The sequence below is a fragment of the Brevibacillus sp. IT-7CA2 genome, assembly GCF_949767855.1.
Classification (GTDB): Bacteria; Bacillota; Bacilli; order Brevibacillales; family Brevibacillaceae; genus Brevibacillus.
Map to the genome: position 1 here is coordinate 414,195 of NZ_CATKQT010000044.1, position 17,324 is coordinate 431,518.

Here is a 17,324-nt window from a genome sequence, read left to right on the forward strand (position 1 = left end):
GTATGGTATTCTACTATGAGGTAAAAAGGTAGAAACAGAGTAAGGAGTGCAGCCGATGTATCAGCTCATAAGAAATTATCTGTTCCAGCAAGATGCGGAAGAGATTCATGAAAAGACAATTGGTGCCTTAAGGCTGGTGGAGGATTCTGCTCCAGGCAAAAGCATCCTGAAGATGATCTATCAGGTAAAAGACCAGCGGTTGGAGAATAAGCTGTGGGGAATGACGTTTCCGAATCCAGTCGGGCTTGCAGCCGGTTTTGATAAAAATGCAGAAGTCTATCATGCGTTGGGTGCTCTTGGTTTTGGGTTTGTGGAAATCGGGACGTTGACGCCGCAGGGGCAGCCAGGCAATCCGAAGCCGCGTTTGTTCCGATTGCCGGAACATCAAGCTGTCATTAACCGGATGGGCTTCAACAATCACGGTGCGTATTTGGCTTCCCAGCATTTGGTCGGTTACGCATACTCAGATGTTCCGATTGGGATTAACATTGGGAAAAACAAAGTAACGCCGAATGAAGAGGCGGCCATCGACTATAACAAATGTATGGACATGCTCTATGCATACGGTCACTATTTCGTCATTAACATCAGCTCTCCGAATACCCCGAATCTGCGTGACTTGCAGGAAACAGAGAGCTTGCGTCATTTGGTGCGTGCAGTAAGGGAAAAGGCGACCGAAATGGAAGCGCGTTCCATCAAGAAAAAACCGATATTGCTGAAAGTAGCACCAGACATGTCGGATGAGCACATGCGCGATGTTGTTCACGCTGCTGTTGAAGAAGGCATTTCCGGAATTATCGCTACCAATACGACACTGTCACGCGAGGCGGTTTCCGGACATCGATTTGCCGAGGAAGCTGGTGGCTTGAGCGGAAGACCTCTTACGGAGCGTTCCACTGCTTGGGTGAAGGAGATTTATCAAGAAGTAGGAGACAAGGTACCAATCATCGGTGTCGGAGGCATTTATAACGGCGAAGACGCCTACGCGAAAATCCGAGCAGGAGCCAGTCTCGTTCAGGTGTATACGGGGATGATTTATCAGGGCCCAGGTATCGCCAAACAAATTAACAAAAAGCTGCTCAAGCTCATGCAGCGCGATGGTTTTAAACATATTAGTGAAGTAATTGGCGTAGACGCAAAAGAATAGATAGAACAAGTACGCATAGGTCGATGGCTCCGTTTGTAGTGGGTCATCGACTTATGCGTTTTTGCTTATATTCTTCCGATTTATGTAGTGATCCGGTATAATGATGTGGACAAACATGAATTGTCTGTCAATTTCATATTGTCGGCGTTAGGTGCCTTTATGTGACGCATAAAGGGTAACAGGGAATCGGGTGAAAGTCCCGAGCGGTCCCGCCACTGTAACCAGGGAGCTCTCTTTGAGAAGGAAACCACTCATTTTTGTATGGGGAAGGACAAAGAGCGCATGGATCTGGAAGCCAGGAGACCTACCTAGTAGCCACACCCACAGAACCTTCGCGGAAAGGAGCGGTGAATACGAGGCAATGAGGCTGTATAGTCAGTCTGTTGTTTTGTGTGCACATCTCGTCCATTGATGGATGGGATTTTTTTGTTTGTAGGCAAAGAACGAAAGTCAGTGAAGGAGGAATGAACATGAATCGATCTCGTCTCGTATCAACTTGTCTGATGATCGCTGGCTTTGTCCTGTATTTTTTGCTCAATGAACCAGAGACAGGACATGCGATGCACATCATGGAAGGGTATTTGCCATTATCCTGGGCCTTATTTTGGTGGGCTGTCTTCTTGCCATTTTTTATTCTTGGGATTCGCTCGATTAACAAGATTGTCAAAGAACATCCCGAAATGAAGCTCCTTATTGGCGTTGCTGGAGCGTTTGCGTTTGTTTTATCTGCATTGAAAATCCCTTCGGTTACAGGCAGCAGCTCTCACCCGACTGGAACGGGGCTTGGCGCCATTATGTTTGGGCCTTTTGCGATGTCTGTGTTAGGGAGCATGGTGCTCTTGTTTCAAGCCTTGCTTTTGGCACATGGAGGTTTGACTACACTAGGGGCAAATGCTGTATCCATGGCTGTAGTAGGACCACTAGTGGCATTCGGAATCTATCGGATGATCATGAAGGTCAACGGAAGCCAACGTCTGGCTGTTTTTGCGGCGGCTGCTTTGGCTGACCTCGCTACCTATGTGGTGACTTCGATTCAACTGGCACTCGCATTTCCAGCTGAATCTGGTGGAGTGTTGGCCTCGTTTGCCAAATTTGCAGGAATTTTTGCATTCACGCAAGTACCGCTCGCAATCAGTGAAGGTCTGTTGACCGTCCTTGTTTGGAACTGGTTGTTATCTTACAACGCAAAAGAGCTTACACAGCTTCGTTTGCTCAAACGGGAGGAATCGCTGTGAAAAAAGGATGGAACTGGCTTTTACTCTCGGGGGTAATCGTACTCGCGATTGTCCCGCTGTTGCTGGTGCAGGATTCGGAATTTGGCGGCGCAGACGGCGTGGCAGAGGAAGCGATCAAGGAAATTGCTCCGAATTACGAGCCGTGGTTTCAACCGCTGATAGAACCACCAGGGGGAGAGACGGAGAGTCTATTGTTTGCGGTACAGGCGGCGTTGGGAGCGGGAGTGGTTGGCTACGCTGTAGGCTTGTACAAAGGTCGTTTGGATAAACGGAAAAAATGAACGGGCTGCAACTAGATTCTCTCTCTTATCAAAACAGGCTGAAACGTCTGCCGCCAGCTCATAAGCTATTGCTGGCGAGTGCATTGTTACTACTCGTCTTGGTGGGACATGTATGGATGCAGATGGCCGTCGTTGTTTGGATGACGGTATGGGTAGTGGTGTATGCCCGGATTCCTGTCCGTATCTATGGTGTCTTTATGATCGTGTCGCTCTCGTTTTTCGTGGCGGGGCTCCCTGCCCTATTGGTAGAAGGGGCGAGAGCAGGAGAAGTACACGTCCAGGTCGCGGCAGCATGGGAGTTGGGTTCGTATGTGCTCTATGTGCCTACGTCATCATTTAGTAAAGTTTGGGTTTTATTTTGGCGTACCATGGCGAGCTTATCTTGCTTTGCCTTCATTTTGTTTACCGTGCCGTTTGCTGAAATCTTGCAGGTGCTTCGCCGGCTTCGTATGCCTGTCCTTGTGACTGACTTATTAATGATCATGTATCGGTTTATTTTTGTGTTGGTAACGATTTCTCATCAGCTATGGATTGCCCAACGTTCTCGCGGAGGTCATCGCGGCTTCCGCGCGACACTTCGGGATACAGGGGTTCTCGTTGCGCAATTGTTTGTCAGAGCAATGCGCAAATACGAAGCTTTGCACAAAGGAATGGCGGCTAGAGGCTTCGGGGAGAGCATGCAGGTGCTCTCGTTTCATACACATGCTCGCTCGCGCCGCTATGAGTGGGAATCAATAGCAGGCTGTATGCTGCTGGTACTGCTTGAGTGGTGGACAGGAGGTTGGTGGTTATGACATCACGGTTGTTGGAGTTCATCGATTTGCAGTACACGTATCCGGGAGGGCGGGGCCCCGTCCTGTCAGGGCTGTCCTTATGGATTCCAGAGGGGAAAAAATGTGTCCTTTTGGGACGAAATGGCTGTGGGAAGTCGACCTTGTTCTTGCATGGAAACGGGATCATCGAGCCACAGCAGGGACAGGTGCTGTGGAAGGGGAAACCGCTGGTCTACAAACGAGCCGCACTGCAAGAGATGACACAAAAGGTAGGCTTGGTCTTTCAAGATCCCGAGCATCAGCTGATCGCAAGCACGGTCGCGGAAGATATATCCTACGGTTTATGCAATCAGAAGCTGCCTGAGGACGTAATCCGGGCAAAGGTAGAAAAGGTGCTGGATGCATTCGGATTGAGAGAACTGGCAGAAGCTCCGATTCATCATTTGAGCCTGGGACAAAAACGGCGTCTGGCACTCGCGGGGGTCATGGTCATGGAGCCTGAGCTTTTGCTGTTGGACGAGCCTACTGCGTATCTGGATCGCTATCAGACAAAAAATTTGTTGCGGGAGCTCGATGCCATTCACCGGCAAGGAACGACTGTTTTGATGGCGACACATGATATGGATATTGCCTTTGAATGGGCAGAATGGATTTGCATCATGGATGAAGGCAGGCTTGTGTTCGCGGGAGATCCGCAGGAGGCATTGGAAAATAGAACTATGCTGGAGAGTCTTCATCTGGGTATGCCGTTGCTCGTTGATGTGTGGGAGGCCCTGCCTGAACAGTGGAAGCGGGAACTTGGCGGTAATATTCCACGTTCGGTCGACGAGCTGCGAAAAATGCTCAGTGTTCAGCGGGTTTGGTGAATGGAGTGGGCGCTTTCGGGTAAGCTAACCCCAAAAAGCCATGGAGGTACACAGTATGGAACAAGACTCTGTCACTAGCACATCGGTCCCGAATCATCAGGAAAAAGGAATCTCTCGTCATGTAAAGGATGAACTGATGTATCAAGTATTGGAGAAAGAGATGACTACCGTCGAGCAGGAAAAGAAGATAAAAGATGATTATTTAAAAGGAAAGGCGTAAATTTGCGCCAAAAAGCCCTTTTCGCCACATAAGGCATGAAGGGCTTTTTTGCATGGAATGGTCTAAGTAATATTTACGGTAGAGCAAATCTTGACCGCGGGTAAGAAGATTTGTGCGAATTTTGTAGGGATATGTCCATTCATCACGAATAACGTAAAGAAGGCACTTACTTACAATGGGAGAAGTGATGAGGTTGTGATTTCAACTTTGAATAAGACGCTATGTGTTCAGCAACTCGTAGAAAAATTAAGAGACAAGCAGCTTCTTCATGTACCAATCGCTGATCTTCGAGAATCCAATAAAGTGTTGTATGAATACGTCAATCAGCTCAATGACTCGATTGCGATCATTCCGACCACGATTAATTCTGTTATTACAGGTGTCATCCGTTTCCAGGAAGGGTACTTTATTACCTTGGGCATGCTCATTTGGAAAGACGCCAACAAAAAAGGGGCGTTCAAGGAAGGGACGTTTCTTTTTTACAAGCATGACGCTCATGATTCGATTGAGGATTGCGTCCATATTACCAATTCCATCGAAAATCACAATCTGATGGAAAGCTTGTTCTTTGCGTGCTGCGAGAGCAAGGATGGCGATTCCGTACTTTCCTATTCGCATATCGAGCATGCGATTACATACGGAGAGCTGTATCGTGATATGAAGTCCAAAATCAAAAAAGGATTTGCGTAATTGCTGCAAAACGAGATCACGGTCATTCGTACACACAATCGGGGAAGAATAGATATTTTGGATATCAGAACAACTTTACATGCCAAGTTTTGGATGATATACTACTGAAAATTTATAAAATATTCCAATTGAAGAGGAGTTTTCCTACTTGATGATCAAAAAGTAACGTCTTGCCATTCACCAGTTGGCCCGACCCCCTCCATGTAAATGGTTTTGTCTACCCACAAATAAAAACTACTTACAACAAAATGGAGGAATATCACGATGAGTAAACCTGAAATGAATGTTGCCTTAGTAGTCGGTCCGGATACGGACCTGGATAGCCAAGCAATCCGAAATACACTTGAGTATTTTGGAGCCCGAGTCTTTACGTACTGGATTGGTCGACCAAGCGATTTGATCGATGTATTGAATGGCAGCGACCTATACCCAAATACCGACATGATTATTCTGAATTTCCATGGCGATGAGGGAAGCCTCATCATGCCAGAGCTGGGCGAGGACGTTTACGAGGAAGGAGAACCAAAGGGTGGTTTTGGTCCTGACGAGGTAAGGCGTTTTGCCAAGCTGGATGGAAAAATCGTGTTAGGTAACGGATGCTCGCTTGGTGATCCCGAATTAGCGAAGGCCTTTCTGGACAGTGGTTGCCAGACGTATATCGGGCCAGAGGATTATCCGGACGGAAATTCTGCGCTGATGTTCGCACTGCGCTTTTTCTACGAGGTAATTCAAAACAAGAAAAGCGTGGAAGAAGCTTTTCGAATCGCAAAAGCAACTGATGAAGAAACCGAGATGTATCAGCTTTATGTAAAAGAGTAATTGCAACGCAAAGGGAGCCTTGAACTAGGCTCTTTTTGCATTCTTATGCCCGAGAAGTCTTAGGTGTACCATTCGTCTTTGTCGAGAATTGTCAGGTTGTTATTCTTGTTGACAGTCATATTTTGGATTATGGTAGGGGAGATTCATTTCAATAAGGGGGTATTTCCTTGAAAAAAATGGCTTTTTCCATAGTGGCTTTCGCCATCATGTTGGCTGGATGTAGCTCCGGGCAATCAACGGATTCGCCAGCAACGCCAACTGTTACGGCTCCAGCATCTGAGGCAACCGCGCCAGCAACACCAGCTACCCCAGAAACGCCTGCATCAGAAGCGACTGCTCCTACGGCGACAGAGAAAGCAACGATCACGAAGAGTGAATTTGAACAGATTGAAAATGGGATGAGCTTTGAGGAAGTAAAAAAAATAGTGGGCGGGGAAGGCGAACTGCTTGCTGAGGTTGGGAAAGCAGGAGAGGAAGGACACACGATCGTCTACATGTACGAGGGAGAAGGGACGATTGGAGCAAATGCGAATTTTTCTTTCCGAGGCGGGATTCTGCAAGTAAAATCGCAAATCGGACTGCAATAGCATGAAAAAGGGCGCAGGCAAATGCTTGCGTCCTTTTTGCTTAGTAGGTCATGGTACAGGCAAAATATCCGCGATACGCATACAGTACTGTGTCTAAGGAAAGGAGGAGGCAGAATGGGTATCTTTAATGGCTTTGATGACTTTGCTCTGATCCTGGTTCTGTTTGTTTTGCTTGTCATTGTCGGATGTGATTGTGATTAGGAAATGGGTTTAGCAAAAGAGTAATGCAAAGGGACGTACAATCCCTTTGCATTATTCATTTATGAAATGAGGTGAGAGTGAAGAGTGGCTAGAAAAATCAATGGTTTTACCCCTGAGTTTTCTGACTGGCTCAAGTCAAATAAGGTCTCGGTCAGAAAGCTGCAAAAAAATCCTGAATCCCTTGGTCAGTATTATCAAGAGTGGGCAAAAACAAGCCGTAGGACGAGAAAAGAGTCTAGAGCGCCAAGGGTTTCCAATCTAAACCTTGATATGGATTCCATTTTAAATGGTGTACGCATAGCGAACGAGGTATTCAGAACGTTCCAAGGAACAAATGGGATTGGAAGCATGTTTAGAAGGTTCATGTAGTGGATCACGAATCTTGTCGGGATTTATTCCAGCAATCCCAGCTCTTCGTATACCTTGTTGGACACGACACCGTTTGGTATTAATTTTCGATCCCGTTGAAATTTCTTTAGAGCTGCAGTTGTCGAGGATCGAAACTTGCCATCGCATACCCCGTGATAATAAGCAGCGCTCTTCAATCGAGATTGGATGAGCTGTACATCTCCACCAACATCGCCTTCTGCTAAACTTCTTGGATCGTGGCTCGGGTCCCCCAATATATGACCATAAATCGTTACTTTTGTTCCGAGTGGAATCATCTTGAACAGTTCGATGACGTCGTTGTTTCGCATGCGGATACAACCATGGCTCAAATGCTGTCCGATGGAGTGTGGCTTGTTTGTGCCGTGGATGCCATAAATTCCCCAAGGGACGTTTAAACCTAACCATCGTGGACCGAATGAGGGTCCCCAATCTTTTCCTTTGGATATGATTTTGTATTCTCCAACTGGTGTAGGTGTAGAAGGATTACCAACAGCAACCTGATAAGTTTTTACTGTTTTTCCATGCTTTTTGACAATTAACTTATGTTTTCTAGGATAAACCTCAATCGTAATAATCCCTTGGTCGCTTATGATTGGTAACGAATGCTCGGCGTAAACGATTTTTTGACCGATTTCTATTTCAACAGGAAAGCTTACGGTTAGGAGAAGAATTGCAGCAAAACAAATGAGCAAGCGAGTTATCGTTCGATTCACCATTGTAAATGTTCATCCGATCATCTGTTTTTTTCACAGTACAACTTTAATTTGTGTATGGAAACAGCATTTTATTCGGGAGCATGTGAAAGCCCTCCTCAGCAGAGAAGGGCTGTTTCTTTGCTTATAGGTCGTAATACAGCTCATACTCTTTCGGATTCACAGTCCGCTCGACTTGCTCAATCTCACCGCGTTTTTGTGCAATCCAGCCTTCAATTACTTCTTTTGTGAAGACATCTCCCGCGAGCAAGAAGTCATGGTCTTGTTCAAGTGCGACAAGTGCTTCTGCGAGAGAGGCGGGAGCGCTCTTGATTTCGTGTTTTTCTGCATCGGACAAGTCGTAGATGTTTTTATCCATTGGGCCAAAGCCCAGTTCACGCGGGTCGAGCTTGCGCTTGATTCCATCGAGGCCAGCCATCAGCATGGCAGCAAAAGCCAAGTACGGGTTAGCAGTAGAGTCCGGGGTGCGGAACTCAATGCGAGATGCTTTTGGCGTAACGGCAGCAATCGGAATCCGAACGGCAGCAGAGCGATTTCCTTTGGAGAAGACCAAATTCACGGGTGCTTCGTAGCCGGGAACCAGACGCTTGAACGAGTTGGTGCTTGGGTTCGTCAAGGCGATCAGAGCAGGGGCGTGGTGCAAAATACCGCCAATGTAGTGCAGCGCAGTCTCACTTAGATTTGCGTAACCGCCTTGCTCATAGAACAACGGGGTATCGCCGTTAAACAAGCTTTGATGAACGTGCATACCAGATCCGTTGTCTCCAACGATTGGTTTTGGCATGAAGGTAGCAGTTTTGCCGTGTTTGGCAGCTACATTGCGCACGATGTATTTGAACAGTAATAGATTGTCTGCTGTACGAGTCAGTGTATCGAAGCGGAAATTAATCTCACCTTGACCGGCTGTTGCCACCTCATGGTGATGGCGCTCCACATACATGCCGCATTTCGTCATCAACGTGCACATTTCATTGCGAATATCCATTTGGGAGTCGGTTGGTTGAACAGGGAAGTATCCTCCCTTGTTACGTACTTTGTAGCCGAGGTTTTGTCCTTCTTTTCCTGTGTTCCAGAAAGCTTCTTCTGAATCGATGTGGAAGAAGGAGCCGGACGGACCAGAGGCATAGCGTACGTTGTCAAAGAGGAAGAACTCGGATTCTGGACCAAAGTAAGCAGCGGTAGCGAGGCCGGATTGTTGCAGATAGGCTTCAGCCTTGAGTGCAATGCCACGAGGATCGCGTGTGTAGACGGTGTTGTCTGGATTGACGATGTTGCAGATGATATTCATGGTTTTGGCTTCTACGAATGGATCGATGAAGGCCGTTGCTGGATCGGGCATCGCTACCATGTCGCTTTCTTCAATGGACTTGTAGCCGATTAGACTGGAGCCGTCAAATGCAACGCCATTGCGGAATGTTCCTTCATCTACCGCGTAGGCAGGAACTGTGACATGGTGTTGGCGGCCGAGCAGGTCAACGATGCGAAAATCTACATATTCCACTTTTTCTGCGTCAATTGTGGACAAGACTGTTTTCATATCCAACATGATTCACTCCATTCACGAATTAAAGTTATAAATTCATTATCAACGTTCGGTTTTTCCTTGGTTTCTATATTCCGAATTATATAGACAATTCATATTGTTCGTCAAGAGGTTTTCTGACGTTCGTTGTCAGATTTTCTAACATTATATTGTGGGGTTTAGAAAATGGTTACTTTCTAATAAAATGTAGACAAACCAAGACTTATAAACGCGGAGGCGATATAGATGAAGGTTCTCGTACTGGGAGCGGGGGGCATTGGCGGTTATTTTGGTGGCAGGCTGGTTGAATCTGGGGTAGATGTAACATTTCTTGTGCGCGAACGTAGATACAAACAGTTGCAGGAGCGAGGGTTGCGCATTCAGAGCATTCATGGGGATTTGCATTTGGAACAGCCACAACTGATTCAAGCAGGGGAGGAAGCAGGACCTTTTGATGTTGTGCTTTTGTCCAACAAAGCTTACACGCTGGAAGATAGCGTTGATGCCATCGCTCCGTACGTAGGCCAGGACACGGTCGTCATTCCGCTATTGAATGGAATTGCGCATATGGAGCTGCTGTGGGATCGTTTTGGCCGGGAGCGCGTGCTCGGAGGTCTTTGTTTTATTGAGACGACGCTGAATGCTGACGGAGATGTCGTGCAGACAAGTCCTATTCATGATACGGTTTTCGGTGAGTGGGGAGGCGGCAAAAGCGAACGTGTAGAGCGAATCGAGCAAGCTTTTTCCAAGATCAACGGAACGATGCGTGCAAGCGCAAATATTCAACGGGAAGCCTGGCACAAATACTTGTTTATTGCGACGTTTTCCGGTATTACCACGCTGATGAATTCCGCTGTTGGACCTATCCGGGAATCGGCTTGGGGCGTAGAGTTGACACGTCAGCTCGCTGAGGAAATCACATCTGTCATGAACGCTTTGGAGGCACCAATCAAGCCGGATATTGTCGACAAGCAGATGGAGACTTTCCAGAATCAGCGTCCTCAAACGAAATCTTCCATGCTGCGTGATATGGAAAAAGACCTTCCGGTGGAAGCGGATCATCTTCAAGGCTATCTCTTGGAGAGAGCGGAACAAAATGGCTTGTCCACGCCACTTTTAAAAGTTGTCTACAATAATCTGAAGGTTTACGAACAGAAGCGTGCAGGAGACAAATAAGGTATAATACGGGGTGAAATGTCTTTCGCTCACGCATAATAAAAAGTAGGAGGGGTAAAGATGGAAGTCATCAAGATTTCCCCCCGTGGATATTGTTACGGTGTAGTGGATGCCATGGTCTTGGCACTGCGAACAGCGCAAAACTTTGACTTGCCCCGCCCGATTCATATCTTGGGCATGATCGTACACAATGCTCACGTCGTCGAGGCGTTTGAAAAACAAGGGATAAAAACATTGGATGGAGAGGATCGACTGGCTCTCTTGGATCAGATCCATGAAGGAACGGTAATCTTCACTGCTCATGGGGTGTCTCCTGAGGTGCGCAAGAAAGCGCGCGATAAAGGCTTGACCGTCGTCGACGCGACTTGCCCGGATGTAACGAAGACACATGATTTGATCCGTGAAAAAGTAGCAGAAGGCTATCATGTGCTCTACATCGGCAAAAAAGGACATCCTGAGCCAGAGGGAGCTATGGGGATCGCGCCGGATCACGTACATCTGGTTCAAAAGCTGGAAGAGCTGAACGCGCTCGATCTGCCGACAGACAAGCTGATCGTAACGAACCAGACGACGATGAGCCAATGGGATGTCAAACATCTGATGGACGCCATTCTTCAGCGTTTTCCAGGCGTGGAAGTGCATAATGAAATTTGTCTCGCTACACAGGTTCGTCAGGAAGCTGTAGCAGGGCAAGTTGGAGAGGCAGATTTGTGCATTGTCGTAGGCGATCCGCGCAGCAACAACTCCAATCGTTTGGCACAGGTCTCGGAAGAAATCGCGGATGTTCCGTCGTATCGAATCGCTGATTTGTCTGAGCTGGACATTGAATGGCTGCGTGGAAAGAAAAATGTGGCGGTAACTTCTGGAGCTTCGACGCCGACTCCATTGACAAAGGAAGTCATATCCTTCCTGGAGCAGTTCGATGAGTTCAACCCGGCTACATGGGAGAAAAAACGGACCGTCAACATGGCGAAAATATTGCCAACGGTAAAATAAATGATGTAGGCATGCTCTGCGTTATGTTTTCTTACACGGTTAATTAACCTCAAAATAGGAGAGTTATATGCCAGAATCACTTTCCGGTTTAGGGCTGGGGGGCGCAAAAGGCAGATACGTAAGTCTTTGCGCCCTTTATCTTTTTATTTACTACGGGTTTGGCGCTTTTGCCCCGCTCATTACGCAATACTACGAATCCATCCATCTAACTGGGACCCAAATCGGTCTCATCAGTGCAGTCGCGCCGATTGTTTCCATTGTGGCACAGCCGATGTGGGGTATGATCTGTGATCGCTATCAAATTCGCAAAACTGTGCTGATTCTGACATTGATCATCACTGGCTTGGTGGGACTTCTCTTTACGGGTGTTTCCACCTTTGTTTACGTATTTTTGCTCTACATACTGCTGTCCTTTTTTCAAAGTGCTGTCGTTCCCATCTCAGATAGCTTGGCTCTTGGTTATGCCAAGGGACATGGCATGCAGTTCGGCGACATTCGCTTGTGGGGAGCCATTGGCTTTGCACTAGCGGCATTCATCACTGGTCTTCTCGTCGAGCAGTGGGGGCCACATGTTCTTTTTTACTCGTTTTGCCTGGCATTTCTGCTTGCCATTCTGTTTCTTCAGAAGGTTCCGGAAGAAGTGACAGAGGCTTCGCGGTTTCGGGTCAGTATGCTTGCGGGGATCAGGGATTTGGCGCGTATTCCGCGATTTGCGCTGTTTTTGATTTCATCGTTTTGCATGATGGGCTCTGTGAATGCCAATAATATTTGGTTTTCCCTGTTTTATCAGGATATCGGAGGAACCGTTGCCGGAATCGGTCTTGCCTTCTTGTTGTTTGCAGGTAGCGAGGCTCCTTTTATGAAGTTGGCGGGCTATATTGTCCGCAGGTGGGGACTGGAGTTGACGCTCTTGCTATCTGCGTTTTTTTGCGCGATGCGCTGGTTCTGGTATAGTTCAGCTCCGAGTACCACTGCCGTGATTGCCATGTTCTTTGTGCAAGGGATTTCAGTAGGCTTTTATTTGGCGACAGCAGCCCAATTTGTGCGCGAAAATACGCCCGCATCCCTTCAGGTGACGGCGTTGGCCATCTTCTTTTCAGTAGGAGGCGGGCTTGGTGCGATGTTTTGTAATTTGGTAGCAGGGTGGATCAAAGATTCGTTTTCGGTGCTAGCCATTTATTTGTTTTTTGGAATCATCACCGCGATCGGGATCATTCCTCTGCTCATGATAAAATTCGGACGGTGGAAGCAAATCTCACCAGACGAAGAAGTGCAAGCTAGTCAATGACGAGCATGCCTTGGAAGCCTGTTTCCGGATAGCCAGGTGCGTCTGATACGAAATGAAACCGACCGCGTTTGGCTGCTGAAAACTGTAAAAGAGTCGATTGGGTCGGCTTCAGTTCTGTGGATGTAAGGTTCAGATCACGAATGGATAGATTGTGAGGGCGCGTATCGGTGTTGACGATCATCAACGAGACTCGCTCTCCTTCGTGTGCAGTCAATTGATTGGGCAAAAAGCCAGCACTAGAAATCGTAACGGTATGTGTCCGCGTCGCGATAGCGTACGAAGCGGGCAGGCGATGGTGATGATGTGTCCAAAGTAGCGTTAATGTCACAGCCAGAGCGATGATTGGATAACGAAGCTGCCGATACCAGTGACGAGACATTTTGCTTTCAACTCCTTTGAGGACCATAGCATGGGAAGTTACTATTATCCTGTCCCCGGAGTGAGGGGGATAAACACTTTTTCCCTATTCGATTGAAGAAGGGGTGGAAAAACGTATGAAAAAAATCGTTTCGGGTATGATCAGTTTCTGTATGGCCGCACTTCTTGTACTTTCCCTGTAATGCAAAATAAAAAAGACTGTTGATGGATGATTGATTCAACAGCCTTTTTTATTTTGTATTTTTTGTAACCTTTTGCTATTTCTTACGATTAATTAACGTTGAAAAAAATACGGGAGGACGTAAATGATGAAAAAGCTGAATAAAGTGATTTTTTCGGTAACAACTGCAACTTTACTTGCTACTACGCCAATCCATCTGACGAATAATGGTCAAGTGCTGGCGGAGGAGAGCAAGGCAAAGGAGCTTGCACCTGAATGGAAAGTGAAGGTAGAGCTTGCAATCCAAAAGGTAAAGGAAAGGCTGCCATATTTAGCCGATTTTTCTTACAGTACGCTTGAGATTTTAGAAAAAGATGATGGAACGAATCGTATAAGCATCATCTTGCAAACGTCCAAGGAGAAGAAGAAACCGTCTTTTGAATTCAGTTTGGATAAACAAGGGAATCCCAAGGGGTTTAGCTACTACGAGGAATTTCCCGAAGAAGGAAGGCCGGAGATTGAGCATGACAAAGTAAAGAGTAAGGCAACAGATTTTATGAAACAATGGTATGGTCCAGATATGGGCGGCTTTGCCTATAACCCTAACTATTCACACGACAACGAGGCCCATTTTACAAAACTGGTAAACGGACTTCCGTATCTGAATATCAATGTTCGTCTAACCGTAAACAGCAAGGGGGAAGTCATATCGAAAGGGTCAGGCTTATATAATCTCGGGGGCGATGATGCACCAGCCCTCGAAGATTTGAAGTTTGCTGATCCTAAGGAAGCTATATCCAAGGATCAGGCTGAAAAAGCCTTCGCCAAACACCTGAAGCTCTTTTATTTGAAACAGCCAGCAGAGGGATCGGACGAGAAAACGAAGAAATACTTGTATGGCTCTCCTACCTTACGCTACAAATCGGAATTCTCGGAATTTATCGATGCCAAAACAGGCAAGGAAGTTCCTGATTATGAAGGTTCGGGGAGTGCTTATAATCCTATTGTCAGAGTGAATCCTGTCGGTAAGGAAGTAACCGTAAAGACGACAGAGGAAGCAGCAGCTATGTTCGCTGCTTTTGGGATCGAGAGCAAAGCTGAAAAAATAAAAGAAGGCATTTCTGAAGATACGAAAGGTAAGGAATATACACATGAAATCAATAAAGACTTTGAGGCTATCATTATAACGGAGGAAGAAACAGGACGATTCATGAGCTACGGTGTGGTTGACAAGAGAAAGGGAGAAAAAGAAGACCCTAAAGAAGATCCAAACGGAAAGAAATGGCTAACTCCAGAAGAATCGATGAAACTAGCTATTACTGCGCTGGAAAAGTACGGACCAAAGCATTTAAAAGAAGTGATGCCGATTGGGACAGCAGAGTTTCGACAGAGAGGCGCTGTGCAGGGCTTCAAGTTTGTAAATGTGCACGAAGGGATTCCTGTTCTGGATGATGTGATTTCTATCAGAATAGACCGTATCACGGGAGAGGTGATAGGTCTGCATATGGAGGATGTATCTTGGGAACCACTTATTCTGCCTGACCCCAAAAAGGCTGTATCACATGAGCAGGCGCTAAAGGAATACTTGAAAGTGCGTCCACTGGAGCTGCAATATTTCACATCGGATGCCGATATTTTGTCGGATAACCCAAACTATCAACCCATTCTGGTGTACAGAACAGCCATATCTCTAGACCACCGAGAAATGGATGCCCTAACCGGCAAATTTACTACTGCAGCTGAATTTCATAAAAGTCCGTACTAAGACAGGAGGCTAACCCGTGCAGGAGGATATCGAGCAGCGGATTAGCGCGATCTATCATGCTCACTATCAGGACGTTTACTACTTTCTGCTCCATTTTACCGGAAATCAGAATGATGCCGAGGATTTGACGCAGGAGGTTTTTACGAGAGTGTTAAAAGGGCTCGCCAGATTTGATGGCAGAGTCACTCTGAAAACATGGCTCTTCTCTATTGCCAAGCATGCGGCGATCGACCAGCATCGCAAGCAGAAGGTCAAGTCCTTTTTCTCGGAAAACTGGCTGATGAAGCTGGCGACCAAGGAAGGGAGTCCGGAAAACGTCCTGACCAAGAGGGAAAACGTTCGTGAGCTGAAGCAAGCGATCCAAAAGCTAGCGCCCCATTATCGTCTGGTTCTGATTTTGCGCTGCATCGAGGAATACAGCATCAAGGAGACGGCAGAAATCCTGGGTGTATCGGAATCCAAGGTGAAAATAAACACCCATCGGGCATTAAAGCTGGTCAAAGAAATGATGGATGATACGGAGGAAGGGGGCTTTCTAAATGAGTGGGCTAGAGGATGAGAAGCTGACGGTCCAACTGCGCGGGTTAAGAAGGCAAGACCCACCCCCTCGTCAGGAATTTGTCACCTATTTGGATCAGATTCTGGTTAAACAGGCAAGGCAGATGAAGATGAGGAAAAAAGTGGGCCGTATCTTGTCGATGGCAGGAGGTGCAGCTGCAACTGTCGTACTGGCTCTCTTGGTAGCTGTGCCTGACGGAAAAGAAGCACCAGATGGGACCAGCAGTGTACGTACGGAGCAGCGTGCAGAGAATGCGCCTTCACTGGCAAAAGAGAAGGACATACCGGAGCAAAGGAATATTCCTCCTGTTGCCGAGCAGCGGAAAATAAGCCAGGTGAAAGAACAGCCCAAACAGAAAGAACAGAGTGTCATTACGCAATCACAATCGCTCCCAAAAACCCAAACGCTGCCAAAAACGGCAACCACGGCAAGCAATACGCCAACGCTGTCTGTCGAGCAATATATGAAGCAGAAATTAGGCGAAAAAAGTAAGCAATATCAACTCGCTTCTAACCATCTGGAAAAAGATACGGCTGTTTTTCAACGCGTCATTAACGGTATACCGTTCGCCGACAGTGTCGTGAAGGTTCACTTGGAGTCAGATCGAACACCAGCGGGTATGGTCATGGAAGAGAATCTCGATGCAGAAGGGGATCTCTCGCTATTTCCCAATCCAGAAAAAGCAATTTCCAAAGAGGAAGCAGTACAAAGGCTGACAGCCAGTTTGAAGCAAGAAGAAGTAGCGACTTTTGCAGGCTATATCAACGCATTGAACGGGGAAGTCCTCGATCGTCGCTTTCAGAGCGTGGCAGCAACTGGTAGCTATAGCCTCATCCCGATTCAGGCACAAGGTAAGCTGCTCATGGCCAAATCAGATGAGGAGATAGCCACTCTGATCCAGAAAGAGTTCGGTGTACGTATCGGAGGGGATAACCGTCCATTATCAACAGAAGAACACGAATCGTACATGGAATATACGTGGAAAATGACAGATGCTACTTATTTCACTGCGAGGTTTGCCAAGAAATCTGGCCAACTGTTGGCGTATCGGATGAAAACAAATACGGAGTCACATACTTCCCCAGAGCTGTCCCAAGCAGAAGCAGCCCAAATCGGTGCCAAAAAACTAGCGTACTATTTGCCAAGACAAATCACACAGCTTGCAATGGAGGGCGCGGCGGTGGAAGACTCAGCAATCAGGCTAGACTTCATTGCCATTACACAAGGAGCAAGAGCGGAGAGTCACAAGTATAAGGTTTGGGTGGATAGCACCAGCAGACAGGTAGTAGGCCTGGAAGGGAATTTTTCAGAGATAGGGAAAGCATCTACAGAGTCTAACAAGAGGAATAGTCCCTCACTGGAACTGCTTTATGTTTGGCCGGATTTAAACGGAAAACGGACGCCAGCACCCTATCTGGTGTACCAGGTGAAACAATAAAACGACCGGGCTGCCTATTTGTTCAAGACCATCTCAACTTTTTGAGTGGTCTTGTTTTTTTGTGTGAGTAGAAGCAATTTAATACATATTACTTTGTCATACATAGTAATATGTATTATG

Annotated in this window: 20 protein-coding genes and 1 riboswitch; of the genes, 17 read left to right on the forward strand and 3 right to left on the reverse strand. The window is 46.9% G+C overall.

Features of this window, described 5'->3' with window-relative positions; genetic code table 11:
- Nucleotides 1-55: 55 nt before the first annotated feature.
- The 11 genes from ACM6JA_RS21625 to ACM6JA_RS21675 all read left to right on the forward strand — a co-directional run bounded on the left by ACM6JA_RS21625 (nt 56) and on the right by ACM6JA_RS21675 (nt 7,188).
- Nucleotides 56-1,147 (forward strand): quinone-dependent dihydroorotate dehydrogenase, encoded by a 1,092-nt coding sequence (locus ACM6JA_RS21625; protein WP_414853984.1) that lies wholly within the window; start codon nt 56-58, stop codon nt 1,145-1,147.
- Nucleotides 1,148-1,279: 132 nt separating this feature from the next.
- Nucleotides 1,280-1,474, forward strand: a riboswitch (cobalamin riboswitch).
- 143 nt (nt 1,475-1,617) lie between these two features.
- Nucleotides 1,618-2,382: an energy-coupling factor ABC transporter permease gene (locus tag ACM6JA_RS21630; RefSeq protein WP_414853985.1), complete on the forward strand. Its 765-nt coding sequence runs from the start codon at nt 1,618-1,620 to the stop codon at nt 2,380-2,382.
- Complete coding sequence (locus tag ACM6JA_RS21635) at nt 2,379-2,663, forward strand: energy-coupling factor ABC transporter substrate-binding protein (RefSeq protein ID WP_414853986.1); 285 nt, start codon at nt 2,379-2,381, stop codon at nt 2,661-2,663. Before ACM6JA_RS21630 ends, ACM6JA_RS21635 begins: the two co-directional genes overlap by 4 nt.
- Nucleotides 2,660-3,457 (forward strand): cobalt ECF transporter T component CbiQ, encoded by a 798-nt coding sequence (cbiQ, locus tag ACM6JA_RS21640; protein ID WP_414853987.1) that lies wholly within the window; start codon nt 2,660-2,662, stop codon nt 3,455-3,457. The genes ACM6JA_RS21635 and cbiQ overlap by 4 nt, the downstream gene beginning before the upstream one ends.
- The gene (locus tag ACM6JA_RS21645) at nt 3,454-4,302 is read left to right on the forward strand and encodes an energy-coupling factor ABC transporter ATP-binding protein (RefSeq protein ID WP_414853988.1); all 849 of its coding nucleotides are present in this window, start codon (nt 3,454-3,456) and stop codon (nt 4,300-4,302) included. The genes cbiQ and ACM6JA_RS21645 overlap by 4 nt, the downstream gene beginning before the upstream one ends.
- A 55-nt stretch (nt 4,303-4,357) precedes the next feature.
- Complete coding sequence (locus ACM6JA_RS21650; RefSeq protein ID WP_414853989.1) at nt 4,358-4,522, forward strand: hypothetical protein; 165 nt, start codon at nt 4,358-4,360, stop codon at nt 4,520-4,522.
- Nucleotides 4,523-4,717: 195 nt separating this feature from the next.
- Nucleotides 4,718-5,212, forward strand: coding sequence for a hypothetical protein (locus ACM6JA_RS21655; protein WP_039960318.1), 495 nt, complete (start codon nt 4,718-4,720; stop codon nt 5,210-5,212).
- 264 nt (nt 5,213-5,476) lie between these two features.
- Entirely contained in the window at nt 5,477-6,031 is a 555-nt protein-coding gene (locus ACM6JA_RS21660; RefSeq protein ID WP_414853990.1) for a delta-aminolevulinic acid dehydratase, read from the forward strand.
- Nucleotides 6,032-6,207: 176 nt separating this feature from the next.
- Complete coding sequence (locus ACM6JA_RS21665; protein ID WP_414854170.1) at nt 6,208-6,618, forward strand: hypothetical protein; 411 nt, start codon at nt 6,208-6,210, stop codon at nt 6,616-6,618.
- A 114-nt stretch (nt 6,619-6,732) separates the two neighbouring features.
- Complete coding sequence (locus ACM6JA_RS21670) at nt 6,733-6,819, forward strand: YjcZ family sporulation protein (RefSeq protein ID WP_173616997.1); 87 nt, start codon at nt 6,733-6,735, stop codon at nt 6,817-6,819.
- An 84-nt stretch (nt 6,820-6,903) separates the two neighbouring features.
- Nucleotides 6,904-7,188 (forward strand): hypothetical protein, encoded by a 285-nt coding sequence (locus ACM6JA_RS21675; protein WP_039960314.1) that lies wholly within the window; start codon nt 6,904-6,906, stop codon nt 7,186-7,188.
- 23 nt (nt 7,189-7,211) lie between these two features.
- Here ACM6JA_RS21675 and ACM6JA_RS21680 read toward each other — a convergent pair whose 3' ends face one another.
- Together ACM6JA_RS21680 and glnA are read right to left on the reverse strand one after the other, a co-directional pair.
- The gene (locus tag ACM6JA_RS21680) at nt 7,212-7,925 is read right to left on the reverse strand and encodes a L,D-transpeptidase family protein (protein ID WP_414853991.1); all 714 of its coding nucleotides are present in this window, start codon (nt 7,923-7,925) and stop codon (nt 7,212-7,214) included.
- 121 nt (nt 7,926-8,046) lie between these two features.
- Complete coding sequence (gene glnA / locus ACM6JA_RS21685) at nt 8,047-9,465, reverse strand: type I glutamate--ammonia ligase (protein WP_390235046.1); 1,419 nt, start codon at nt 9,463-9,465, stop codon at nt 8,047-8,049.
- Nucleotides 9,466-9,690: 225 nt separating this feature from the next.
- Here glnA and ACM6JA_RS21690 point away from each other — a divergent pair, with 225 nt between their 5' ends.
- From ACM6JA_RS21690 to ACM6JA_RS21700, 3 genes are all read left to right on the forward strand, one after another.
- Nucleotides 9,691-10,620 carry a ketopantoate reductase family protein gene (locus ACM6JA_RS21690; protein WP_414853992.1) on the forward strand — a complete coding sequence of 310 codons (930 nt, stop codon included), beginning with the start codon at nt 9,691-9,693 and terminating at the stop codon, nt 10,618-10,620.
- A gap of 60 nt (nt 10,621-10,680) precedes the next feature.
- Complete coding sequence (locus ACM6JA_RS21695) at nt 10,681-11,616, forward strand: 4-hydroxy-3-methylbut-2-enyl diphosphate reductase (protein WP_414853993.1); 936 nt, start codon at nt 10,681-10,683, stop codon at nt 11,614-11,616.
- A 67-nt stretch (nt 11,617-11,683) separates the two neighbouring features.
- Nucleotides 11,684-12,904 (forward strand): MFS transporter, encoded by a 1,221-nt coding sequence (locus ACM6JA_RS21700; RefSeq protein WP_414853994.1) that lies wholly within the window; start codon nt 11,684-11,686, stop codon nt 12,902-12,904.
- On the opposite strand, the gene ACM6JA_RS21705 is transcribed toward ACM6JA_RS21700, so the two are convergent.
- Complete coding sequence (locus ACM6JA_RS21705; protein ID WP_414853995.1) at nt 12,894-13,283, reverse strand: cupredoxin domain-containing protein; 390 nt, start codon at nt 13,281-13,283, stop codon at nt 12,894-12,896. The two genes, ACM6JA_RS21700 and ACM6JA_RS21705, sit on opposite strands and share 11 nt — an antisense overlap.
- A 307-nt stretch (nt 13,284-13,590) precedes the next feature.
- On the opposite strand from ACM6JA_RS21705, the gene ACM6JA_RS21710 reads away from it, so the two are divergent.
- From ACM6JA_RS21710 to ACM6JA_RS21720, 3 genes are read left to right on the forward strand one after another with little or no spacing between them, the layout of a single operon-like run.
- A complete protein-coding gene (locus tag ACM6JA_RS21710) occupies nt 13,591-15,207 on the forward strand; it encodes a YcdB/YcdC domain-containing protein (RefSeq protein ID WP_414853996.1) in 1,617 nt (538 codons plus the stop codon).
- A 16-nt stretch (nt 15,208-15,223) separates the two neighbouring features.
- A complete protein-coding gene (locus tag ACM6JA_RS21715) occupies nt 15,224-15,766 on the forward strand; it encodes an RNA polymerase sigma factor (protein WP_414853997.1) in 543 nt (180 codons plus the stop codon).
- Entirely contained in the window at nt 15,747-17,204 is a 1,458-nt protein-coding gene (locus tag ACM6JA_RS21720; protein WP_414853998.1) for a hypothetical protein, read from the forward strand. Before ACM6JA_RS21715 ends, ACM6JA_RS21720 begins: the two co-directional genes overlap by 20 nt.
- The last annotated feature ends 120 nt before the right edge of the window (nt 17,205-17,324 follow it).

Bases quoted from the DNA above. Each gene is read 5' to 3' on its own strand.
- ACM6JA_RS21695 (WP_414853993.1), top strand. From the start codon at position 10,681: ATGGAAGTCATCAAGATTTCCCCCCGTGGATATTGTTACGGTGTAGTG.
- ACM6JA_RS21720 (WP_414853998.1), top strand. From the start codon at position 15,747: ATGAGTGGGCTAGAGGATGAGAAGCTGACGGTCCAACTGCGCGGGTTA.
- ACM6JA_RS21645 (WP_414853988.1), top strand. From the start codon at position 3,454: ATGACATCACGGTTGTTGGAGTTCATCGATTTGCAGTACACGTATCCG.
- cbiQ (WP_414853987.1), top strand. From the start codon at position 2,660: ATGAACGGGCTGCAACTAGATTCTCTCTCTTATCAAAACAGGCTGAAA.
- ACM6JA_RS21650 (WP_414853989.1), top strand. From the start codon at position 4,358: ATGGAACAAGACTCTGTCACTAGCACATCGGTCCCGAATCATCAGGAA.
- ACM6JA_RS21690 (WP_414853992.1), top strand. From the start codon at position 9,691: ATGAAGGTTCTCGTACTGGGAGCGGGGGGCATTGGCGGTTATTTTGGT.
- ACM6JA_RS21680 (WP_414853991.1), bottom strand. From the start codon at position 7,925: ATGGTGAATCGAACGATAACTCGCTTGCTCATTTGTTTTGCTGCAATT.
- ACM6JA_RS21665 (WP_414854170.1), top strand. From the start codon at position 6,208: ATGGCTTTTTCCATAGTGGCTTTCGCCATCATGTTGGCTGGATGTAGC.
- ACM6JA_RS21625 (WP_414853984.1), top strand. From the start codon at position 56: ATGTATCAGCTCATAAGAAATTATCTGTTCCAGCAAGATGCGGAAGAG.
- ACM6JA_RS21700 (WP_414853994.1), top strand. From the start codon at position 11,684: ATGCCAGAATCACTTTCCGGTTTAGGGCTGGGGGGCGCAAAAGGCAGA.
- ACM6JA_RS21630 (WP_414853985.1), top strand. From the start codon at position 1,618: ATGAATCGATCTCGTCTCGTATCAACTTGTCTGATGATCGCTGGCTTT.
- ACM6JA_RS21660 (WP_414853990.1), top strand. From the start codon at position 5,477: ATGAGTAAACCTGAAATGAATGTTGCCTTAGTAGTCGGTCCGGATACG.
- ACM6JA_RS21705 (WP_414853995.1), bottom strand. From the start codon at position 13,283: ATGTCTCGTCACTGGTATCGGCAGCTTCGTTATCCAATCATCGCTCTG.
- ACM6JA_RS21670 (WP_173616997.1), top strand. From the start codon at position 6,733: ATGGGTATCTTTAATGGCTTTGATGACTTTGCTCTGATCCTGGTTCTG.
- ACM6JA_RS21710 (WP_414853996.1), top strand. From the start codon at position 13,591: ATGAAAAAGCTGAATAAAGTGATTTTTTCGGTAACAACTGCAACTTTA.